The sequence below is a fragment of the Streptomyces sp. NBC_00443 genome, from assembly GCF_036014175.1.
Classification (GTDB): Bacteria; Actinomycetota; Actinomycetes; order Streptomycetales; family Streptomycetaceae; genus Streptomyces.
In genome coordinates this window covers 4,219,410-4,236,504 of the sequence record NZ_CP107917.1, presented here as the reverse complement: position 1 = coordinate 4,236,504, position 17,095 = coordinate 4,219,410, and the positions used below count along the sequence as shown (strand labels likewise).

Sequence of the window (17,095 nt, the reverse complement as noted above, 5' to 3'; positions counted from 1 at the left end):
GACTGGCGGGGGCGGACGTCGGCTCGGCTACCGTGCCAGGAACTCCGAGCTGGAGAACCTCACCGACGGCTCCGCCGCCACCAGCCCCTTCTTCACGCCCGGATACACCGCCACCGTGTCCTTCGTCTCGCCCACATACGTCCGCACCACCAGGTCCGCCCGCCCGTCCCCGTCGAAGTCGGCGGCCGTCACGACGCGTGTGGTGCCCCGGGCGGGCGGCTTCACCGTCACCATGCCCGCCGCGGTGAGTCCTGCGGTACGGCCACGGAGGATCCGCAACTCGGTGCCGCTGGAGAGGAGTTCGCTCAGGCCGTCGCCGTCGAAGTCGGCGGCGTCGAGTACCGAGCCGGGGGTGGCGACGGTGCCGCGGGCGGTGGATGCGGGGAGGTCGTAGCGCAGGGACGTTCCGTCCAACGTGCCGATCGCCGCGTCGAGGGCGGCCTTGCGCTTGCCGAAGGTGCCGAGGGCCACGTCGATGCCGGAGGGGAGGGCGGCGCCGGTGCGGATCGGCCCGTTCGGACCGCCGAGGACGAGTGACGATGGGCCGGCGCCCTCCGCCGTACGGACCACCAGATCGTCGTATCCGTCGTCGTTCACGTCGGCCGCCGGGCCCGTGGGGGCGTTGCCGGGGGCCTCGATGGGGGCGCCCGCCGCATGCGGGGCGCCTTTGCGGGTGAACGGGCCCCGCAGAAAGCTCAGTTGGCCGCCGGACGCGTGGACGGCGAGGTCCTGCGCGTCGTCGCCGTCGAAGTCGCCGCACACGGGCTGGTCGGGCCAGTCTTTGCCGACGCGGGCGCGCGCCGGGATCGTGAGCTTGACCGCCTTGCCGGTGAGGCCCTTCGGGGAGCCGTAGAGGATCTGCAACGGCACCGGGGGCTGACCCTGGCCGTCATAGGGCGGGTCGGTGGAGACGACCAGGTCCGTGAACCCGTCGCCGTCCAGGTCGCAGGTCGCCTCCGCGTCGAAGGCGGCCGGGAGTTGTCCCTCGGTCGGGGCGGCCTGGCGCCTGGCGCTGAGCAACTGCCGTGCGCCCGGGGCCAGTCCGCGCTCGCCGCCGTAGACGATGCCGATGCCCGCGTCGTCGGCATGAGCCTGCGCCTTGACCAGGTCGTTGAGCACCAGGTCGCGGTGGCCGTCGCCGTTGAAGTCGGCGGGCGTTCTGCTGCCCTTGCCGTGCGGGATGGGGAGTTGGGCGGGGGCGTCGGCTATCTGGACGGGGGTGTGGCGGGCCGGCTCGGCTTCGTCGTGGCGGGTGGGGCCGCAGGCGGTGAGGGGGAGGGCGAGGGTGCAGAGGGTGGCGATCGTGCCGGTCACGGCCGCTCTGCACTTCCCGGTTCTTCGCGCGCGCACCGCTCACCTCGTCAGCACCTGGGGCAACAACTGGGTAATGATGCACGCGTTCGAGACGGGGCGACAGACCTGTGCGGGGATGGGGTGCGGGGGATGTGCGGTCTGGCTGAAAGTGTCCGCCGGGTGCTCACGTGCTCAGGTGCTCAGGTGCTCAGGGCGCGTAGGGAACGTTTCCGGCGGGCCGCGTCGTTGATCTCAAGCCTGCTGCTGTGAACCAGGAACCTAGGGGGACCATGCCCGACATCTCGTCCGACGCCACTGTGACCGCCCTCCCGCCGCTCGCTGCCCAGGCGGCACGCCTGATCGAGCTCGGGGTGCATGAGCTCGCGGGGATACCGGCCGACGAACTGCGCACCTTCGCGGAGAACGCCGGGGGCACCGACGGCGAAGAGGGCGATGCGCTCCTCGCCGTCCACCCCGACCGCGCCCCCGCGTCCGCCCTCGCCCCACTGCTCCGCCGTGACGGCAAGCCCGGCTTCGTCGTCGTCGACATGCCCGACGTCGATGACTTCGCCCCCGACACCGTCGAACTGCCCGACGCGCCGCTCTACGTCGTCACCGGCCTCGACCGCGGCGACCGCATGGCCAACTGGAGCCCGGAGGAGGCGCTGCCGGCCCTGACCGAGGAGGGGCGCAGTCCGCTGCTGCTCCACGAGGGCATCCACTGGGTGCTCCAGCAGCCGCCGATTCTCGAGCGCAACCGCTGCTTCATGACCATCGGCTCCCGGCTGCGCAAGCCGAACGGCACCCTGGACGCGCGTACTCCGGCGATCTGGATCAGCAACGGCACGGGACGTGACGGCCGCGAGCGGCGCGCTGCCCCGAAGGTCGGCTGGTGCTGGTGGGGCAACCGCCACACATGGCTGGGGTTCGCATCGGCGACGGGTCGTGGAAGCGGGGTTCAGCAGCAGGAGTCGTAGCCGCATTCGTTTCAATTGCTACCGTTTCGAGTGAATCGGCGACGGTAGTGTGGCCTCATGCCCGCCGACGTTCCCGCTGTGCCTGCCGCCTCGCGTGCGACCGACCGCCCCGGTGACGGGTCGCCGTTCGCTCTCGGTCTGTTGCTGCGCCGGGCGCACTGGCGCGCGCAGACGCTGATGACGGAGGCGCTCCGGCCGCTCGGCATCGAGTTGCGGCATTTCGCCGTGCTGATCGTGCTGGTGGACCGCGGGCCCACGGTGCAGCGGGACCTGGCGGCGGCCACCGGGACGGACAAGGCCGGAATCATGCGAGTCGTGGACGACCTGGAACGCAAGGGGCTGGCCGTACGCAAGGCCGTGCACGGAGACCGGCGGGTGCGGGCGGTGGAGATCACGCCTCAGGGCGTCGAGCTCTTCGACGCGGCTCATGTGGCGGCGGAGCCGCGGGCCGAGCGCCTGGTCGCCGGACTGCGGCCGGGCGAGGCCGAGCAACTGAGGGATCTGCTGACCCGGCTCGCCTATCCGACGGACGGCGAGGCGTAGGCGCACCGGCGCACTCGCCCAGCGGGGCTCAAGAGCGCACGGGCGGACCGGCGCACGGGCACGCCGCAGCGTGCCCGTCCGCCGGTCACCCCTCGGCACTCCCTCGGCACTCCCTCGGCACTCACGCGACGCTCACACCGCCACGCGCTCCGCGACTTCCTTGGCCTTGGCGGCCGCGTCCGCGAAGGCGCGCGTGCGGGAGGCCTCGTAGAGGGGGACCAGTTCGGACATGGCCGGGTTGCGGGGGGCCATGGTGAGTTCCGGGACGATGAAGTCGAGGTCCAGGGCGAGCGTGCGCTTCAGGACAACTTCCAGGTAGTTCTGCACGAACTCGAAGCCCTCGCGCGGGGTGCCCGGCGCGTACGAGCCGCCGCGGCTGGCGATGACGGTGACCGGGGTGCCCTGGGCGGAGGGGTTCTCGCCCGCGGTGCGGCCGAGCAGGAGCACGTTGTCCAGCCAGGCCTTGAGGGTCGACGGGATCGAGAAGTTGTGCATCGGGGCGCCGATCAGTACGGCGTCCGCCTCCTCCAGTTCCTCGATGAGCCGCACCCGCTCGGCGAACGCGGCGGACTGCTCCGTGGTGCGCTCTGACGGGGCGGTGTAGCCGGCGGACCAGGCGGTGGCCGTGATGTGCGGGACGGGGTCGGCGGCGAGGTCGCGGTAGACCACCGCCCCCTCCGGGTGCTGCTCCTCCCAGGCCGTACGGAAGGCGGCCGCGACCGACCGGGACGAGGACGCCTCGCCGGGGAGCACGGACGAGTCGATGTGCAGCAGCGTGGCCATGGGCTTTCTCCAAGGGGGGTGCCCGAGGCGGGGATGCCAGGGGCTGACGGGCATGGCTTGAGATCGACCATAGTTAAACACGAGATGGTATCGAATGATACCGTCGCGACTGCAACGGAGACGGACGCAGCGAGCAAAGAGGAGGCAGGCGATCTTGGACGTCTACGAGGCGGTCACGAGCCGACGGGCCGTGCGCGGGTACACCGACCGGCAGGTCCCGAAGGAGGTGCTGGCCCGCGTGCTGACCGCCGCGGCCTGGACCCCGTCGGCGTCGAACGTCCAGCCGTGGCACGCCTATGTGCTGACCGACGCACCGCTGGCCGAGCTCAAGAAGCGCGCCGGCGAACGCGTGGTTTCGGGCGACCCCTGGGACGAGCCGGAGTACGAGCAGTACCCGCCCGACTTGAAGTCCCCTTACCGCGAACGCCGATTCGCCTTCGGCGAGCAGCGCTACGGCGGACTCGGCATCCCCCGCGAGGACCTGGAGGCGCGCCAGCGGGCCGCTGCCGCGAACTGGGACTGCTTCGGCGCGCCCGCCGCGTTGTTCTGCTACCTCGACCGTGACATGGGGTCGGCGCAGTGGTCCGACGTCGGCATGTATCTGCAGACCGTGATGCTGCTGCTGCGCGCCGAGGGGCTGCACAGCTGCGCGCAGATGGCGTGGGCGAAGTACCGCAAGACCGTCGCGGAGGTGCTGGCGCCGCCGGCTGAGCTCGTCCTCTTCTGCGGCATGTCGATCGGGTTCGAGGACGTCACCGCGCGGGATGCCCGCACGGGCCGGGCGCCGCTCGAGGAGACGGTCACGTTCGTCCCCGGCTGCTGACAGCGGCTGTGCTCACCCGGTCGGGCGGTGCTTTCTTGCCATGCCCACATAATGCCGCATATGCCACATTGCAGAGACGTTCGCGACGAAAGGCATCTCATGAAGTTCGCGGTCATCGGCGGTACCGGCCTGATCGGGTCGCAGGTCGTCAGGAATCTGAACGACGCGGGGCACGAGGCGGTGCCGCACTCGCAGTCCACCGGCGTCGACGTCATCACCGGCCAGGGACTGGACGAGGCGGTGGCGGGGGCCGAGGTGGTCGTCAACCTGACGAACTCCCCGACCTTCGACGAGGCCTCCCCGGCCTTCTTCCAGACCTCGATGGACAACCTTCTGGCCGCGGCCCGAAAGGGCGGCGCCGGCCACTTCGTCATCCTCTCGATCGTCGGCGTGGACCAGGTGCCCGAGCTGGACTACTACCGGGCCAAGGCCCTCCAGGAGACCGTCCTCGCGGCCGGGCCGATCCCGTACTCGATCGTGCGGGCCACGCAGTTCATGGAGTTCATGGACGCCGTCATGTCCTGGACGGCCGACGGCGACACGGTCCGGCTGCCCGCCACGCCGATCCAGCCGATCGCCGCCAAGGACGTGGCGAGGGCAGTGACGGACGTTGCCGTGGGCGCCCCGCTGAACGGCATTCGCAACATCGGCGGCCCCGAGGTCTTCACCCTGGACGAACTGGGCCGTACGACTCTGTCCCACAGGGGAGACAGCCGTACGGTCGTCACCGATCCCACCGCCGGTATGTTCGCAGTCGTCAAGGGCGACGTCCTCACCGACAAGGAAGCCCACCTCGCCCCCACCCGCTACAGCGACTGGCTGTCCTGACCGCTCGCACCGCGATGAGTTCCCGCCCCGGCAGAGTCAAAGGGGGTACAGACGTTCAACGTGCCCCCGGACAGGACATCCAGGGACCCCGAGCGGAAATGGTGTGTGCGATGAAGGTGACGGTGCAGGAGTTCCTGTCGCTGGACGGTGTCTCCCAGGGGCCCGGGTCCCCGGATGAGGACACCAGTGACGGGTTCACGCAGGGTGGCTGGTTCGTGCCGTATGTGGACGAGGAGTTCGAGCGGCTGGTCGGCAGCTGGCTCGGGGAGGCGGACGGGTTCCTGTTCGGGCGGCGTACGTACGAGAACTTCGCCAGGGACTGGCCGAAGATGACCGACCACCCGAACGCCGGGCCGCTGAACGGTCTCCCGAAGTACGTGGCCACCCACACCCTGACCAGGGCCGACTGGAAGCCGACCACGATCCTGTCCGGCGACGTGCGCGCCCAGGTGGCCGAGCTGAAGCAACGGCCGGGCCGGGAGCTGCAGATCCACGGCAGCGCGCGGCTCGCCCAGTCCCTGCTGGCCGCCGGGCTGATCGACACGCTGCGGCTGGCCATCGCCCCGGTCGTGGTCGGTCAGGGCCGCCGTCTGTTCCCGGACGGCGGAGCCGCCGCGGGCCTACGGCTCGTCAGCAACCGAACGACAGCCGGCGGACTCTCCGTGCATGTCTTCGAGGCGGCGGGACTTCCGCAGTACGGGACCTATGGAGGCGCCCCTCAGCACTGACGCCCCGGATCGAGTGGAGATCCGGCCAATGGAACCGGTAATCGTAAGTCCATCGATAAAAGTCATTGGATATTTTAGATAATCACCGTTGACGCATATTCCCCCGAATGCCAGATGTCCTGCCCTGTCCGGTGCTCGTTAGGTGGGCGTGACTTGGCATGAAAAACATGCAGCTGAGGCTCTTACGCTCCGCTCGCTTCAGGCAGCTGATCAGACCACTGCGGAAGGCATCACGCACTGCTCGGATCTGCTTGAGGACTTCCTGAGAACCATCGGCCGGATGGAGAGCGAATATCTCCGGGCCACGATGGAAGGGGAAAAGTTCTAGCAATGAGGGCCGACTATGACGCGGTAGACGAACAGCCTCTTTACACTCAGCAGCTCGACATGCAGAACCTCTGGCATGTCCCCGATGCGACGATCTCGTCGCCGGGCGGCTGGGATCTGGACGAAGAGCTGGCTCAGATGCTGAACACGACGCAGGGCCTGGACCTTTCCGCCGCTCCTGTTCCCGCTCCCGCTCCCACCCCGCCGCCAGCACACCGTGACAGGCCCCCACCCCGGCCGGTCCATCGAAAGCGGCCTCAGCCCAGCAATCACATCCTTTCCGGAAACCCAAAGATCTTCACCGTCGGGGTCCTGGTCACACTCATCACCCTGTGTGCGGTCACGATGCTCACCTGGTCCATTTCGTATTCGTACGATCAGCTGCGCTCCATCGCGCTGCTGGTGGTGTCGCCGAATCTGGCCCATTGGTGGCCGTTGACGGTCTATGGACCGTGGCTGCTGGCGGGGCTGTCGATTCTGCGGGCTTCCGTTCAGCGTCGGACGGCCCGGCGTTCCTGGGCCGTCATGCTGATCTCCTCCGGGACAGCGGTGGCGCTGTGCATCGGCCAGTCGGCGCATTCCCTGCTGGCGATGGTGGTCGTCGGAATTCCGCCGATCACCGCACTGGTCTGCTTCCGCGAACTTGTCGGACAGTTCTCGTCACGGCCCGGTCCCCGGCACGCCGCCGACGCGATGAACGGGCCCAAGCAGCCGAAGCCGTAGTCCGCTCAGGACTGGTACGGCTGCTGCGGCTGTCCGTAGGGCTGCTGACCGCCGTGGGCGCCGTGCTGTCCGCCGCCGGCGGCGGCCTGCGCCTGCAGCTGCTCCGCCTGCTCGCCGGTCACCTTCTGCTCCGCGCCGCAGAAGGTGCACTGCGTCGCGTACTTGGTCGAGACGGGGAACAGCGGCACGAAGAAGAGCGTGAACTTCGTGACGCGCTTGCGCAGCGTGTGCGCGGAGGGGTTGCCGCAGTGGCCGCACACCAGCGTCAGTATGGCCAGCTGGTAGAGGTAGCCCTTGGTGCCGAAGATGATCACGCGATGATCCTTTCCGATCAGTTTCTGCGTCCAGCCTGCCCCACGACGACGCCCCCTGTCCCGTGTGGGGGCCAGGGGGCGTCGGACGAACGGCCGTGACGGCTACTTCACGGGCTCGGACTGCGGCTCGGTCTCCGGCTCGTTCTCCGTCTGCGCGGTGTCCTCGGGGTCCACCGGCGTCTTGACGGACTCCAGCAGCAGCTGGGCGACGTCGACGACCTGGATGGACTCCTTGGCCTTGCCGTCGTTCTTCTTGCCGTTGACCGAGTCGGTCAGCATGACGAGGCAGAACGGGCAGGCGGTGGAGACGATGTCCGGGTTCACCGAGAGAGCCTCGTCGACGCGCTCGTTGTTGATGCGCTTGCCGATCCGCTCCTCCATCCACATCCGCGCACCACCGGCGCCACAGCAGAAGCCGCGCTCCTTGTGGCGGTGCATCTCCTCGTTGCGGATGCCCGGGACGCTGGCGATGATCTCGCGCGGAGGCGTGTAGATCTTGTTGTGGCGGCCCAGGTAGCAGGGGTCGTGGTAGGTGATGATGCCCTCGACCGGGGTCACCGGGACCAGCTTGCCCTCGTCCACCAGGTGCTGGAGCAGCTGGGTGTGGTGGATGACCTCGTAGTCGCCGCCGATCTGCGGGTACTCGTTGCCGATCGTGTTGAGGCAGTGCGGGCAGGTGGCGACGATCTTCTTGGCCGACTTGGGCTTGCGGGACTCCTCGGTCACCTTGCCCTCGTCGTCCATCTCCTCGCCGAACGCCATGTTCAGAGCCATGACGTTCTCCATGCCGAGCTCCTGGAACAGGGGCTCGTTGCCGAGGCGGCGGGCGGAGTCACCGGTGCACTTCTCGTCGCCGCCCATGATCGCGAACTTGACGCCCGCCATGTGCAGCAGCTCCGCGAAGGCCTTGGTGGTCTTCTTGGCGCGGTCCTCCAGGGCGCCGGCGCAGCCGACCCAGTACAGGTACTCGACCTCGGTGAGGTCCTCGATGTCCTTGCCGACGACCGGCACCTCGAAGTCGACTTCCTTGAGCCACTCCAGGCGCTGCTTCTTCGCCAGACCCCAGGGGTTGCCCTTCTTCTCCAGGTTCTTGAGCATCGTGCCCGCCTCGGACGGGAACGCGCTCTCGATCATCACCTGGTAGCGGCGCATGTCGACGATGTGGTCGATGTGCTCGATGTCCACCGGGCACTGCTCGACGCAGGCGCCGCAGGTGGTGCAGGACCACAGGACGTCCGGGTCGATGACGCCGTTCTCCTCGGCGGTGCCGATGAGGGGGCGCTCGGCCTCCGCGAGGGCGGCCGCGGGGACGTCCCCCAGCTGCTCCTCGGACGCCTTCTCCTCGCCCTCCATCGACTTGCCGCCACCGGCCAGCAGGTAGGGGGCCTTGGCGTGCGCGTGGTCGCGCAGCGACATGATCAGCAGCTTGGGGGAGAGCGGCTTGCCGGTGTTCCAGGCGGGGCACTGCGACTGGCAGCGTCCGCACTCGGTGCAGGTGGAGAAGTCCAGCAGGCCCTTCCAGGAGAACTGCTCGACCTGGGAGACACCGAAGACGTCGTCGTCACCTGGGTCGGTGAAGTCGATCGGCTGGCCGCCGGAGGTCATCGGCAGCAGCGCGCCCAGCGAGGTCTCACCGGCGGCGTTGCGCTTGAACCAGATGTTCGGGAACGCCAGGAAGCGGTGCCAGGCCACACCCATGTCGGTCTTCAGGGCGACCGTGATCATCCAGATGAACGAGGTCGCGATCTTCAGGCCGGCGAAGAAGTAGGTGAGGTTCTGGAGCGTGGAGATGTCCATGCCCTCGAACCACGACACCACCGGGTACGAGATGAAGAACGAGGCCTCGTAGCCGTCCACGTGGTGCTGGGCGCCCTCCAGCGCGTGCAGCGTGAAGATGCAGACGCCGACGATGAGGATGACGCCCTCGACGAAGTACGCCTGGCCGGTGTTGGACCCGGCGAAGCGGGACTTGCGGCCCGCCTTGCCCGGCCGGCTCAGCTGGCGGATCACGATCAGCGTGAGGATGCCGAGAACCGTCATGGTGCCGAGGAACTCGACGAAGACGTTGTACGGTGCCCAGTCGCCGATGATCGGCAGCATCCAGTCAGCCTTGAACAGCTGGCCGATGGCGTTGACGATCGTCAGCAGCAGCGAGAAGAAGCCCACCGCCACGAACCAGTGCGCGACACCCACGATGCCCCAGCGGTTCATCCGGGTGTGGCCGAGGAACTCCCTGGCGACGGTGACGGTGCGCTGCACCGGCTCGTCCGTGCGGGTGCCCGCGGGCACGTTCTGGCCGAGCCGCATGAAGTTGTAGATCTGAAGGATCGCGCGCGCGAACAGGGCCACGCCGACCACGATCAGAACCAGCGACACGATGATCGCGGCGAGTTGCATTTCGGGGCTCCTCGGGCCTGCGAGGGGTGGTTCGAGGGTGTCCTCGACATTACTAAGCGGTAACTTATGTAGTCCTCTGAGACTACCCGCATCCTCCGTCGCACTGTAGCCAGGCGCGGAGTGATGTGAGTCGCTGAGGGTTGCCTTAAGAACTGATCGTGTTATTCATCCCGAAATGGTATATACGGCACTAACCTATCCCCGTGCTTTACGGGATCGCCGCCGCCACCACCGCCCTGCTGCTCGCCGCCCTCCTCGCGGCGCTGCTCCGGCTGCCCGCCCTGCGCTTCGGCATCGTCGATCGCCGGCGCCAGCGGCCGCTGCCCCTGCTCGGCGGTGTCGCCGTCGCGCTCACGACCTGCCTGGTGGCCGCCGCCGGGGAGTGGACGCGGTTCGCCCCGCTGGGCTCGGAGATCATGCGGCTGGTGGTCGCCGCGGGCGCCGTCGCGGCGCTCGGGCTGGTCGCCGACGTGCGGCGGGTGAAGGCGCGGTTCCTGATCGGCGGTACGGCGGTGGCGGCGGCCTGCGTGGTGCCGTACGGGGACACCGGGATCCTGCTGGGGCTGGTGGCCGTCGGCTGGATCGTTCTCGTGGCCATCGGGTTCAAGGCGCTCGACCACGCGGACGCGCTGGCCGGTGCCGTCGGGGTGGTCACCGCGTTCGGTGTCGGGATCTGTGCGGCGGCCGAGGTGATGGACGAACTCGCGGTGCTGCTCAGCGTTCTGGCCGCCGCCCTGACCGGGTTCCTCATGCACAACTGGCATCCCGCCCGGATCGGGCTCGGGGCGTGCGGGTCGCTGTTCGTCGGGTTCGTGCTGGCCGCGTCCGCCGTCATCACCCGGGCCGGGCACGATCCCGTGTCGAGCGTGGCCGTGCTCTACTCGCTCACCTCGCTGGCCACCGCCGACGTACTCCTCGTGGCGCTGTCCCGCCGGCTGGCCGGACGGCCGCTGCTGCGGGGCGGGCCCGACCATTTCGCCCATCGTTTGCGCCGGGTCGGCCTGACCCCGCAGGGTGGGACCGTCCTGCTCGGGGTCGCGGGCCTCGCCGGGGTGCTCGTCGGCGTCCTCGTGCACATGGGATGGATGGCGCGGTCCGGGGCGTTCTGGGTGGGAGTGGGTGCCCTCGTCACCGTATTCGCGATGCTTCACATCAAGCCGTACGGGCCTCGGCGTCAACCCTCTTTTCCCCTGGGGGTGCTGTTCGCCCGCCCGCGCAGGCCACATCGTCGCAGGTCGGAGCCCAGTTGCGTGTAAGGAACGGATAAGAGTTGAGTGAGGTCGACTCAGCTCTGTTGACCGGTTGCGAGCCGTCATGCACACTTGAGTCCGTTCCACTCAAGTCAGCTGGAGGAATCAACCATGGCACGTGCGGTCGGCATCGACCTGGGCACGACTAACTCCGTCGTCAGCGTTCTCGAAGGCGGCGAGCCCACCGTCATCACCAACGCCGAGGGTGCCAGGACCACGCCGTCCGTCGTCGCCTTCGCGAAGAACGGCGAAGTGCTGGTCGGCGAGGTCGCCAAGCGTCAGGCGGTCACCAACGTGGACCGGACCATCAGGTCCGTGAAGCGCCACATGGGCACCGACTGGAAGACGGAGCTCGACGGGAAGCCCTTCAACCCGCAGCAGATGTCCGCCTTCATCCTGCAGAAGCTGAAGCGGGACGCCGAGTCCTACCTGGGCGAGAAGGTGACCGACGCGGTCATCACCGTCCCGGCGTACTTCAACGACTCCGAGCGCCAGGCGACGAAGGAGGCCGGCGAGATCGCCGGTCTGAACGTCCTTCGCATCGTCAACGAGCCCACCGCGGCCGCGCTGGCGTACGGCCTCGACAAGGACGACCAGACGATCCTCGTCTTCGACCTCGGTGGCGGCACCTTCGACGTGTCCCTCCTGGAGATCGGCGACGGCGTCGTCGAGGTGAAGGCCACCAACGGTGACAACCACCTCGGTGGTGACGACTGGGACCAGCGCGTCGTCGACTACCTGGTGCAGCAGTTCAAGTCCGGTCACGGCGTGGACCTCGCCAAGGACAAGATGGCCTTGCAGCGTCTGCGTGAGGCTGCCGAGAAGGCCAAGATCGAGCTGTCCTCGTCCACCGAGACCTCGATCAACCTGCCCTACATCACCGCCTCCGCCGAGGGCCCGCTGCACCTGGACGAGAAGCTCACCCGGGCTCAGTTCCAGCAGCTGACCGCGGACCTCCTGGAGCGCTGCAAGACCCCGTTCTTCAACGTCATGAAGGACGCCGGCGTCTCCATCAACGAGATCGACCACGTCGTCCTCGTCGGCGGCTCCACCCGTATGCCCGCCGTCGCCGAGCTCGTGCGCGAGCTGACCGGCGGCAAGGACGCCAACAAGGGCGTCAACCCGGACGAGGTCGTCGCCATCGGCGCCGCCCTGCAGGCCGGTGTCCTCAAGGGTGAGGTCAAGGACGTCCTGCTCCTCGACGTGACCCCGCTGTCCCTCGGTATCGAGACCAAGGGCGGCATCATGACCAAGCTCATCGAGCGCAACACCACGATCCCGACCAAGCGGTCCGAGATCTTCACGACGGCCGAGGACAACCAGCCGTCCGTGCAGATCCAGGTCTACCAGGGCGAGCGCGAGATCGCGGCGTACAACAAGAAGCTCGGGATGTTCGAGCTGACCGGTCTGCCGCCGGCCCCGCGCGGTGTCCCGCAGATCGAGGTCGCCTTCGACATCGACGCCAACGGCATCATGCACGTGACCGCGAAGGACCTCGGCACGGGCAAGGAGCAGAAGATGACCGTCACCGGTGGCTCCTCGCTGCCGAAGGACGAGGTCAACCGGATGCGCGAAGAGGCCGAGAAGTACGCGGAGGAGGACCACGCCCGCCGCGAGGCGGCCGAGTCCCGCAACCAGGGCGAGCAGCTCGTCTACCAGACGGAGAAGTTCCTCAAGGACAACGAGGACAAGGTCCCCGGCGAGGTCAAGACCGAGGTCGAGGCCGCCGTCGAGGAGCTGAAGACCGCGCTCAAGGGCGAGGACACCGCCGAGATCCGCAGCGCCACCGAGAAGGTCGCCGCGGTCTCGCAGAAGGTCGGTCAGGCCATGTACGCCGACGCCCAGGCCGCGCAGGGCGCTGCCGGCGGTCCGGAGGGCGCTGCCCCGGGCGGCAAGGCCGCTGACGACGACGTCGTCGACGCCGAGATCGTGGACGACGAGCGCAAGGACGGTGCCGCGTAATGACGGAGGAGACCCCGGGCTTCGAGGAGAAGCCCGACGTCCCCTCCGGCGCGACCCCTGACGACGCCGAGTCGAAGGCCGCCCCTCAGGAAGGGGCGGCCCCGGCCGGGGACGGAGCAGCAGACCCGGGCCTGGTGGCCCAGCTGGACCAGGTGCGTACGGCGCTCGGCGAGCGCACGGCGGACCTCCAGCGGCTCCAGGCCGAGTACCAGAACTACCGCCGCCGCGTGGAGCGGGACCGGATCACGGTCAAGGAGATCGCCATCGCGAACCTCCTGACCGAGCTCCTGCCCGTGATCGACGACATCGGCCGCGCGCGTGAACACGGCGAACTCGTCGGCGGATTCAAGTCCGTCGCGGAGTCGCTGGAGACCGTCGCGGCGAAGATGGGACTGCAGGCGTTCGGCAAGGAGGGCGAGCCCTTCGACCCGACGATCCACGAGGCCCTGATGCACTCCTACGCGCCGGACGTCACCGAGACGACCTGCGTGGCGATCCTGCAGCCCGGGTATCGCATCGGCGAGCGCACCATCCGCCCCGCGCGGGTGGCCGTCGCCGAGCCGCAGCCGGGCGCGCAGACCGTCAAGGAGGAGTCTGCCGAGGCGGCCGACGACAAGGAGAGCGGTGGCCCGGACGAGGGCTGACGTTGAACTGACGAGGGACTACGGGAAGGGGGTACGTCGAGGATGAGCACCAAGGACTTCATCGAGAAGGACTACTACAAGGTCCTCGGCGTCCCCAAGGACGCCACCGAGGCCGAGATCAAGAAGGCGTACCGGAAGCTCGCCCGCGAGAACCACCCGGACGCCAACAAGGGCAACGCCAAGGCGGAGGACCGCTTCAAGGAGATCTCCGAGGCGAACGACGTCCTCGGCGACCCCAAGAAGCGCAAGGAGTACGACGAGGCTCGCGCCCTGTTCGGCAACGGCGGCTTCCGCCCGGGGCCGGGCGGCGCGGGCGGCGGCAACTTCAACTTCGACCTGGGCGACCTCTTCGGAGGCGGCGCCCAGGGCGGCGGCGGCCAAGGCGGAGCCGGCGGCTTCGGCGGCGGACTCGGCGACGTCTTCGGGGGCCTGTTCAACCGCGGCGGCACGGGTACGACCCGTACCCAGCCCCGGCGCGGCCAGGACATCGACACCGAGGTCAACCTCAGCTTCACCGAGGCGATCGAGGGTGCGACGGTCCCGCTGCGGATGTCCTCGCAGTCACCGTGCAAGGCCTGCGCGGGCACCGGCGACAAGAACGGCACGCCGCGCGTGTGCCCGACCTGCGTCGGCACCGGCCAGGTGGCGCGGGGCTCGGGCGGTGGCTTCTCCCTCACCGACCCGTGCCCGGACTGCAAGGGGCGCGGCCTGATCGCCGAGCACCCCTGCATGGACTGCAAGGGCAGCGGCAGGGCGAAGTCGTCCAGGACCATGCAGGTCCGCATCCCCGCCGGGGTGTCGGACGGCCAGCGCATCCGCCTGCGTGGCAAGGGCGCACCCGGCGAGCGCGGCGGCCCGTCCGGCGACCTGTACGTCACCGTGCATGTCGACGCGCACCCGGTGTTCGGCCGCAAGGAGGACAACCTCACGGTGACCGTCCCCGTGACCTTCACGGAGGCGGCGCTCGGCGGTGAGGTCAGGGTCCCCACCCTGGGCGGACCGCCGGTCACCCTGAAACTGCCTCCCGGCACGCCCAACGGCCGCACCATGCGGGCGCGCGGCAAGGGCGCGGTCCGCAAGGACGGCACCCGAGGCGACCTTCTGGTCACCGTCGAGGTGAGTGTTCCGACGGACCTGACGGGGAAGGCTCGTGACGCGCTGGAGGCGTATCGCGAGGCGACCGCGGGTGAGGATCCGCGGGCGGAGCTGTTCCAGGCCGCGAAGGGAGCATGAGTCAGATGGACGGTCGTCGACGCAACCCGTATGAACTGACCGAGGAGACCCCGGTCTACGTCATCTCGGTGGCGGCCCAGCTGTCCGGCCTGCACCCGCAGACCCTGCGCCAGTACGACCGCTTGGGCCTGGTGTCTCCGGACCGCACCGCGGGCCGGGGGCGCCGTTACTCGGCCCGTGACATCGAACTGCTGCGCACCGTCCAGCAGCTGTCGCAGGACGAGGGCATCAACCTCGCCGGCATCAAGCGCATCATCGAACTGGAGAACCAGGTCGCCGCGCTCCAGTCCCGGGTGGCCGAACTCCAGGCCGCCGTGGAAGGGGCCGCGGCGGCGATGCAGCAGCGCGAGGCGGCGGTGCACGCGTCGTACCGCCGCGACCTGGTGCCGTACCAGGAGGTACAGCAGACCAGCGCGTTGGTGGTGTGGCGGCCGAAGAAGGCCAAGGACTGACAGGTTGTCCGTGCGTGCGGAAGGGGCCCGGAGGTGCGACCTCCGGGCCCCTTCCCGTGTTTCCCGTGTGTGTGACCGGGATCAGCGGCCCACCATGAACTCCAGCCAGGAGCCGCGTTCACCGATGCCGCCGTAGACGTCCACGGCGAACACGCTGATCATGCAGGGCCCGTTGTAGGGCGGCGTCCACTCGATGGTGCCCGTCGTCGACATGCCGCCGAGACCGCTGTCACCGCACGCCCCGGAGATGGCCCACGAGTATCCCTTCAGCAGTCGTCCCTCGTCGCCCGCGCCCGGCTTGGCGGTGACGATGATGGGGTGCCGGGTGCCGCCGGAGGAGACCAGGGTCAGCTGCGGTTGGGCAGGTCCGGTCGCGGTGGCCGGGGTCGGCCTGTCCACGACGAGGTCGGCGGAGGGCATCGAATCGGCACCGGTGCCGTCGACGGTGGCCACGTAGTAGTACGCCTTGCCCTTCGGAGCGGTCCGGTCCTCGTACGATGCCGTCGAGGTGGCGCCCAGCAGCGACCAGCCGCCGTTCGCCTCAGTCCGGCGGTAGACCCGGTAGGAAGCGGCCGCGGAGTCCTTTGGCGGGGTCCAGCGCAGCGATGTCATCGAGCCGCCGAGCGTGCTCGTGAGACCGGTGGGAGCGGCCACGGTGGAGGCCTCGGGGCGGGTGACCACCGCGGGGTCGGAGACCGGGGCGAAGTTCCCGGCGGCGTCGACGGCGACCACCTCGTAGTTGTAGCGCAGCCCCGCGGGCGCCACGCTGTCCGTCCAGGACGTACCGAAGACGATCCCCGGACCGTCCATGTCCGACAGGCCGCCCTCGGCGCCCCACACCTCGTAGTGGTGCACGTCCTTCGACGGCGAGGCCTTCCAGGTGAGGGCGTTGCCGGCGGTCGTCCCCAGCGCCGACACGGTCTCGACCCGCGCCGGGGCCGTCCGGTCGACAGTGGTGACGCCCTGGTCCGCCGTGCCGGACGAGGAGTTGCCCGCCTTGTCGTGGGCGCGGACCTCGTAGTAGTACGCCTCGCCGGTCACCGGGAGGGTGGTGTCGGTGTACGTGGCCGAGGTGGTCGTCGCGAGCGGCGTGCTGCCGAAGGATGTGCCCTTGAGGCGGCGGTAGACGCGGTAGCCCGCGAGGTCCATCTCCTTGTTCTTCGCCCACGTGACCTTGGCCTTGCCGGTGGTCTTGTCGTACGCCACCGAGGTCCCGGCGGGAGTGAGCGGCTTGACCTTGTCCACGGTCGCCGAAGTCCTCGGCGTGTAACCGAACTTGACGTTGGCCGTGCCGGTCCAGTTGACGTAGTCGATACGCAGGGTGTGCTTGCCGGCCGGGACGGTGACGTTGACCGTCTTCTTCGCAGTGGTCGAGACGTTCTTCCAGAGGTCGACCTTGCGGGAGCCGTCGAGGTAGACGCGGATGCCGTCCTGGGAGGAGGCGGCGAAGGAGAAGGGACCTCCGGAGCCGAAGTCCCGTGTCACGGTCCAGCGGACGGAGAAGTTGTCCTTCGGGAGGCCGGACGCCGGGGCGCCGGTGCCCCAGTTCTGGTCGACGGCCGTGTCGCAGTCGGTCTTCTTCGGCGTGCCCGTGAAGGCGGTGTTCGCGAAGAACTGCCGCTTGAAGACCGGTGACGTGCAGGTCACTGCAGCGGACGCGGGGGCGGCGAGAGTGGTGAGCAGGCCGCCCGCGGTGGCGAGCACGAGGGCGGTCGCGGTGGCCGCGGTCGTGCGTCTGGCTGGGTTCATGCGGTCCTTCGGTCCGGTTCGGCGACGGCAGTGATCAACCGTCGACGAACAGGACCGGCCGGCACACCA

16 protein-coding genes are annotated in these 17,095 nt (G+C 69.0%); 11 read left to right on the top strand and 5 right to left on the bottom strand.

Annotation, left to right across the window (positions count from 1 at the left end; all coding sequences use genetic code 11):
• Positions 1-27: 27 nt before the first annotated feature.
• Positions 28-1,314 (bottom strand): FG-GAP repeat domain-containing protein, encoded by a 1,287-nt coding sequence (locus tag OHO27_RS18855; protein WP_328425427.1) that lies wholly within the window; start codon positions 1,312-1,314, stop codon positions 28-30.
• 269 nt (positions 1,315-1,583) lie between these two features.
• Here OHO27_RS18855 and OHO27_RS18850 point away from each other — a divergent pair, with 269 nt between their 5' ends.
• Both OHO27_RS18850 and OHO27_RS18845 read left to right on the top strand, forming a co-directional pair.
• Entirely contained in the window at positions 1,584-2,270 is a 687-nt protein-coding gene (locus tag OHO27_RS18850; protein ID WP_328425425.1) for a DUF5701 family protein, read from the top strand.
• A gap of 57 nt (positions 2,271-2,327) precedes the next feature.
• Positions 2,328-2,813 (top strand): MarR family winged helix-turn-helix transcriptional regulator, encoded by a 486-nt coding sequence (locus tag OHO27_RS18845; RefSeq protein WP_328425423.1) that lies wholly within the window; start codon positions 2,328-2,330, stop codon positions 2,811-2,813.
• Positions 2,814-2,945: 132 nt separating this feature from the next.
• On the opposite strand, the gene OHO27_RS18840 is transcribed toward OHO27_RS18845, so the two are convergent.
• Complete coding sequence (locus OHO27_RS18840) at positions 2,946-3,596, bottom strand: FMN-dependent NADH-azoreductase (protein WP_328425421.1); 651 nt, start codon at positions 3,594-3,596, stop codon at positions 2,946-2,948.
• Between the two features lie 154 nt (positions 3,597-3,750).
• On the opposite strand from OHO27_RS18840, the gene OHO27_RS18835 reads away from it, so the two are divergent.
• The 4 genes from OHO27_RS18835 to OHO27_RS18820 all read left to right on the top strand — a co-directional run bounded on the left by OHO27_RS18835 (position 3,751) and on the right by OHO27_RS18820 (position 7,025).
• Positions 3,751-4,419, top strand: coding sequence for a nitroreductase (locus tag OHO27_RS18835; RefSeq protein ID WP_328425419.1), 669 nt, complete (start codon positions 3,751-3,753; stop codon positions 4,417-4,419).
• A 99-nt stretch (positions 4,420-4,518) separates the two neighbouring features.
• A complete protein-coding gene (locus OHO27_RS18830) occupies positions 4,519-5,247 on the top strand; it encodes an SDR family oxidoreductase (protein WP_328425417.1) in 729 nt (242 codons plus the stop codon).
• A gap of 110 nt (positions 5,248-5,357) precedes the next feature.
• The gene (locus tag OHO27_RS18825; protein WP_328425415.1) at positions 5,358-5,975 is read left to right on the top strand and encodes a dihydrofolate reductase family protein; all 618 of its coding nucleotides are present in this window, start codon (positions 5,358-5,360) and stop codon (positions 5,973-5,975) included.
• Between the two features lie 330 nt (positions 5,976-6,305).
• Positions 6,306-7,025 carry a DUF2637 domain-containing protein gene (locus OHO27_RS18820; RefSeq protein WP_328425413.1) on the top strand — a complete coding sequence of 240 codons (720 nt, stop codon included), beginning with the start codon at positions 6,306-6,308 and terminating at the stop codon, positions 7,023-7,025.
• Between the two features lie 5 nt (positions 7,026-7,030).
• On the opposite strand, the gene OHO27_RS18815 is transcribed toward OHO27_RS18820, so the two are convergent.
• Both OHO27_RS18815 and OHO27_RS18810 read right to left on the bottom strand, forming a co-directional pair.
• The gene (locus OHO27_RS18815) at positions 7,031-7,339 is read right to left on the bottom strand and encodes a zinc-ribbon domain-containing protein (RefSeq protein WP_328425411.1); all 309 of its coding nucleotides are present in this window, start codon (positions 7,337-7,339) and stop codon (positions 7,031-7,033) included.
• 102 nt (positions 7,340-7,441) lie between these two features.
• Positions 7,442-9,736, bottom strand: coding sequence for a (Fe-S)-binding protein (locus OHO27_RS18810; protein ID WP_328425409.1), 2,295 nt, complete (start codon positions 9,734-9,736; stop codon positions 7,442-7,444).
• A gap of 203 nt (positions 9,737-9,939) precedes the next feature.
• Here OHO27_RS18810 and OHO27_RS18805 point away from each other — a divergent pair, with 203 nt between their 5' ends.
• The 5 genes from OHO27_RS18805 to OHO27_RS18785 all read left to right on the top strand — a co-directional run bounded on the left by OHO27_RS18805 (position 9,940) and on the right by OHO27_RS18785 (position 15,277).
• Positions 9,940-10,992, top strand: coding sequence for an MraY family glycosyltransferase (locus OHO27_RS18805; protein WP_443059565.1), 1,053 nt, complete (start codon positions 9,940-9,942; stop codon positions 10,990-10,992).
• 105 nt (positions 10,993-11,097) lie between these two features.
• Positions 11,098-12,948 (top strand): molecular chaperone DnaK, encoded by a 1,851-nt coding sequence (dnaK, locus tag OHO27_RS18800; protein ID WP_328425407.1) that lies wholly within the window; start codon positions 11,098-11,100, stop codon positions 12,946-12,948.
• Positions 12,948-13,592 (top strand): nucleotide exchange factor GrpE, encoded by a 645-nt coding sequence (gene grpE, locus OHO27_RS18795; protein ID WP_328425405.1) that lies wholly within the window; start codon positions 12,948-12,950, stop codon positions 13,590-13,592. The genes dnaK and grpE overlap by 1 nt, the downstream gene beginning before the upstream one ends.
• Before the next feature lie 42 nt (positions 13,593-13,634).
• A complete protein-coding gene (gene dnaJ / locus OHO27_RS18790; RefSeq protein WP_328425403.1) occupies positions 13,635-14,825 on the top strand; it encodes a molecular chaperone DnaJ in 1,191 nt (396 codons plus the stop codon).
• Positions 14,826-14,830: 5 nt separating this feature from the next.
• Positions 14,831-15,277 carry a heat shock protein transcriptional repressor HspR gene (locus OHO27_RS18785; RefSeq protein WP_037706704.1) on the top strand — a complete coding sequence of 149 codons (447 nt, stop codon included), beginning with the start codon at positions 14,831-14,833 and terminating at the stop codon, positions 15,275-15,277.
• A gap of 81 nt (positions 15,278-15,358) precedes the next feature.
• Here OHO27_RS18785 and OHO27_RS18780 read toward each other — a convergent pair whose 3' ends face one another.
• On the bottom strand, positions 15,359-17,026 hold the full coding sequence (locus OHO27_RS18780; RefSeq protein ID WP_328425401.1) for a PA14 domain-containing protein: 1,668 nt from the start codon (positions 17,024-17,026) through the stop codon (positions 15,359-15,361).
• Between the last annotated feature and the right edge of the window lie 69 nt (positions 17,027-17,095).